At 63.2% G+C, this 4692-nt stretch carries 2 protein-coding genes; both read right to left on the reverse strand.

Annotation, left to right across the window (positions count from 1 at the left end):
* Window positions 1-282: 282 nt before the first annotated feature.
* Window positions 283-1866 carry a hypothetical protein gene (locus Q7V20_RS03470; RefSeq protein ID WP_304787216.1) on the reverse strand — a complete coding sequence of 528 codons (1584 nt, stop codon included), beginning with the start codon at window positions 1864-1866 and terminating at the stop codon, window positions 283-285.
* Between the two features lie 265 nt (window positions 1867-2131).
* The gene (locus tag Q7V20_RS03475) at window positions 2132-3841 is read right to left on the reverse strand and encodes a reverse transcriptase domain-containing protein (RefSeq protein ID WP_304787218.1); all 1710 of its coding nucleotides are present in this window, start codon (window positions 3839-3841) and stop codon (window positions 2132-2134) included.
* Window positions 3842-4692 lie beyond the last annotated feature (851 nt).

Raw genomic sequence — 4692 nt, forward strand, 5'->3', positions numbered from 1 at the left:
GTATCCTGCGTCTGCACTACCGGATACGGTCACTCGGTCCCCATCGCCACCGCTAACGCAAGGTAATGAAGTTACCGCAATTGAAGTGGGCAGACATCAATGGAGTAAAGGATCCCCCTTGGGTACTCTTGGGACCATTTACGCAAGCTTGTGCCCCGGCACGCGTCGCTTGGAGCGCAGACGGTGTCAGGTACTGTTCCCCGCTTACGCCGCTCCAGCCTGAGCCTGGCTGAAACGAATGGAAACCCAATGGCGCAGCAGCATTCGGGACAGCACAACACGCTAGTCCGTGTTGGTAGGCTTCCTCAGCCCTCGTCCTACACGAGAGCTGGGCGCTCGCACCGCAGCCGTAGACGATGCACCCGACGCCGCTGGCGCCAAACGTGGCGCCGTAACCCGATGCAGGGCGGCGGGCGCAGGAGGCGAGTGGGCAGGAGTCGTTGTCGGCCCGACAACTTCTCGAGGCGACGCCGAGACGCCCACCACTGGAGGTGTCACTGCCGGCGCGCCGGCACCCGCACTGGCAGGGGGCAATGTTTCACCCTCCTCACTAGCACTCGCGGAAGGCAGCGTCTCACCCTCCTCCACCAGAAGGCCGTCAAGCAGCGGCCCGGCATCCTCATCGGCGTACGCATCAAGCGCGGCGGCGACGCTGACCTGACCAGCCTTCGCCGCTGCGGCGTACTCCAGGCGTTGTGCAGCCAGCGCCGGGTCGTACGTGAGACTGGCGGCGTCACGTGGGTCAGAGCGATTGTACTTGGTCATGGTGCCAACATCGTGCCAGCGCCCATTGCGCAGAATAGCTGCTTCAGCCACGCCATTGCAGTGGCTGTCTGTGCACCCACCAACGCGCAGACTGTGCGAGGAGTGGCGGTTTGGCACGTAGCCAGCGGCGGAGAGCCAGTGCGTGATGGAGCGGTTGAGGTAGGAGTCAGACAACACCCGAGAGGGCACACGCACCACCACTCCAGCCTGTAGCTCCAGATGGCAAAACAATGGTTCGTCGCCAGGCCGGCGCTGCAGCAGGAACCGCTCGTAGTATGCCAGCAACAGCAACAGCGCATCCACAGGCACCGGTTGCTTGGGGATGACTGCCGTTTCGCCCTTGCGGTCAGCGGAGCCCTTGTTCCGCATCAACACCAGCACCGCGTACGCCACTCTGGGGCGCCACACACTCTTGGTGGGCCGCACGGTGGAACCGTCAACGGAGTGGAAGCTGATGTGTTGCAGCTCCAGGGCGCCATCCATGTACTCGCCCACCCGCAACATACCGGAGTGGGCTAGAAACATGCACAACACCTGCTGAGCCGCCACCGCTGCGGCCAACGACTCCACCAACAGCAAGGAGGCGGCCAGGATGTCCACCAGGTGGGAGAAGAGGATGGGGGCACGGCGATTGTCATGCTTGACGCCACCCTCCGCCTCGATGCGCTTGATACCCTTGAGCGCGTCTCGCACGAGCAGCTCGTCGCCCACACTCAGGCAGTAGTGCCCATTGCCTGACAGCTCCAGAGCACGCTTGATGCCAGTCACGATCCCATCGATGGACTGGGAGGCGAGGCCCTTCAGAACAACATAGTGCATGAGGTACGCGACCAGCACGTCAGTGGTGATAGGGAAGCCGGTGAGGCCCTCCGCATGACACCACAGCTCGTAGCCCTTCAGTGCGCCGGTGTAGCGCACGATAGAGGAACGTGACAGCGCTGCCGAGTACGCGAGAGCGGCACGCTGCGCAGCCGTCATTTTGCGCACCCGCTCGACCATGGCCACCTTGTCCACCAGCCGGAGGGCGCACCAAGTATCGACCGCTGCGCCACCAGCAGTAGTGCGCGCGCCGAGCAGGACGTCAGCGATGGAGAAGGTCACTGGTGCTGTGGACGCTCGCCGCGGCTGCACGGGCCTGACATGTTCCTCAGCCCCAAGCGGACGACGGGACCCGACAGACGGCAGAGCCAGAGCCGCCGGGTGCGTGACCGTTGCGAGCGGTACCAGTGGCATGCGAACCGGTACCGGCAGCACCAGTGGCGAGCACACCGGTACCGACGCCACTGGCGCCGCGGCTCCGGTGCGAGCACAAGCACGCAACCACCCTGCACAATCATACCACAGACGGATGAGCATGCGAAATACACTAGCAGCCGCACTCGGGAACGACAAACGGAGGCACGCACATGGCCCCCATCAACAGCCCCGCAAACGCCCGCACCGTGCCGCACTTGGACGCAGCATCCATGAACTCGTTGCCCTCCCTCGGTTGCCAAGTAGCCAAGAAGGTGCCGTGAGCGGGAAGACGCGGTGTCTCACCATCCGCTCCATGCAGTCCACTCCACAATTGGCGATGTAGGGCACGCGCCATTGGCGACGAGCGGCACGACCCGCGCAACAACTCATACACGACTCCTGCGTTGTCGCACAAGGGCTGCCACGCCACGTCGCGCAGCACATACCCCACAGTGGACGCCAACCACGCGATCGGGTACATCTCTTGGCAGGCAATGAGGTTGGGGCCTGACATGCTCTCCCCCCACGAGTGGTACATCGCCAAGTTGCCCACCGTGATGGAGCAGGCGATGTCCCCTGACGCGTCACTGAATGACGGCAAGAACGGGGTGCCACCTGCAGGCGTCAAGTCAATGAGTGGAGCCGCCAGCACGTCGGTGGTGAGCCGAGTGAGCCACCAGCGCGCAGCCGCTACGATGGATGCCAGCAAGTCAACAGAGGTGGAGGAGTCACCCGTGTTCTCAGCGGCGTCCCAAAATGGTGTAATGCGGCCGATGCCACCGTGCACCACCATGGACGCGAAGCCCAGCTTGCCAGCCATCTTGCGTGCCAGTGTGCGGGGCAGCGGCTTAGCAGCACACCAGTGGACCACGAAGGCGAGCAACACACACAGGTTGTACCGCCGCTCCTGGGGTAGGGACACAGTCATGGTGCGGGTGTCAAAGGCCAAGCCCAGCAGAGTGGGCGTCTGTGTGGGGCCCTGCGCCTTTGTCTTCTTGAACTGACAGAGCACACTCGCCACGTGTGCGCGCAGGATATCACGGGCACGTGTGCACTCGTCCTCTGTGGGGCCGAACACGGCAAAATCGTCTACGTACACAACAATGCGGACGTGAAGCAGCCCAGCCTGACGACAGAGACGCAAAGCTACCGCCGCCAGCTCCCCCGATAACACGGAAAAGCTAGCGGGTGCGTTGCGCGAGCCAAACATTTGACGTGTCGGCATGAACATCTCGCCGCGCACCATGATGGCCATGTAGGGGCGGTCACGAGGGTCGACACTCTGTCCCCAGAAGCCACTCTGAAGATCCTCCACTGCAACCCACCACCCCTTCCCAAACTGAGCCACCAGCTCCCACATGGTCACCAAGGACATCGGCCACTTGGCCAAGCGCTCGTTGAGCAGTCCACTGTAGTCAAACACCAAACGTGGTGACGACACCGTGACCATGGAGGCGACAGCAGAGGCGGTAGCACGCGCCGAGCTCCACCCACTCGCCGGTAATGAGGTGGCGGTAGCGACCGCCTCCCGCACCCGCTCGTCGAAGTGCGCGAGGGCTCTCTCAGGTGATGCGAAGGTGGCGGCGATGGCAGACATATCAACTGTTGGCTTGGAGCCCGCCACCAGCGGCAGCATGGGTGAGAAGGTGGTTTTGTAGTTGTAGAAAACGGGGCTACAGAGGGATGACTCACACTCACCAACGGGCTGGAAGACGCCACCCATGCGCCCTTCGCGCACGTCGGCATCCAGTCGGGTGCGCTCGTCAGGTGAGAGCTCGTACTGCTCTATACGAGTGTGCGTGCCAGGTGGTGGCCGCTGCGACACGCCGGCAGAGTTCACGAAGAAGGGAACTCGACCCACAGAGGCTGCTTGCGCAATCAACTCAGGCTGGCAGGTGCCTGCTGCGCAATCCTCACACCACAGGCGTGTAGCCCGGTGCGCCGCCAGCAGCCTCTCCCCGCACACGAGTGGGGCTGGTGAGGGTGAAGGTGGGTACACTCCCGAGGGCGAGCATGCAGCGGTGTAATCAGCGAGTGCGGTAGGATCACGCGCCAATGACGGCGGGGCGACCAGTGCGAGGTCAGCGGTGCCTTCAGCAAATGGAGAAGCATTGACCATGTCGAGCGGGCGCATGGCATGTGCCTTGGGGAGTGACAGTGACGCGGCACCCGCTGCGGATATCTGAGCTTTCCTGTGGGCACTGGTGAGGTGAGAGGCGAGAGCGAACTTGCCGAACCGGTAGAGGGAGGGAAGATCGCCTTGGCTGGTCGCCTCTGCCAGCCGCACGCCGTACGCGAGTGCTGCTCCACGGTTGGGAGCAACTGCAGTGGCGACATGAGCGGAAGCCGCCGCCACAGTGGACGCTAGACTCAGACCGGCCAGCCCCACGAACCACTGGAAGCGTGTTTGCCAACGTGCAACGTGCATTGCAGCCGGCGCGCATGTCACAATGAACACGGGCCCGTCCAACCACACAGACCACTCCGCACGCGCAGTTGACACGGAGAGTGTGTCGGGCATGGTGAGGCACGGCGCGACGACAGCAGTATCATGGGGCACAACAGGCACATTCGTCAGCAACTTCAAGTTCGTGTTGCTGCCGACTGCCTGTCTGCCAGTGACCTATTCTTTGTGCCCAAAGGGGCCACGTGACACACCAGCACCTCCGGCTGTACGCGTGTTGTAGGTGT

The sequence above is a fragment of the Aquabacterium sp. genome (assembly GCF_030652515.1).
In the GTDB taxonomy this organism is placed as follows: Bacteria; Pseudomonadota; Gammaproteobacteria; order Burkholderiales; family Burkholderiaceae_C; genus Aquabacterium.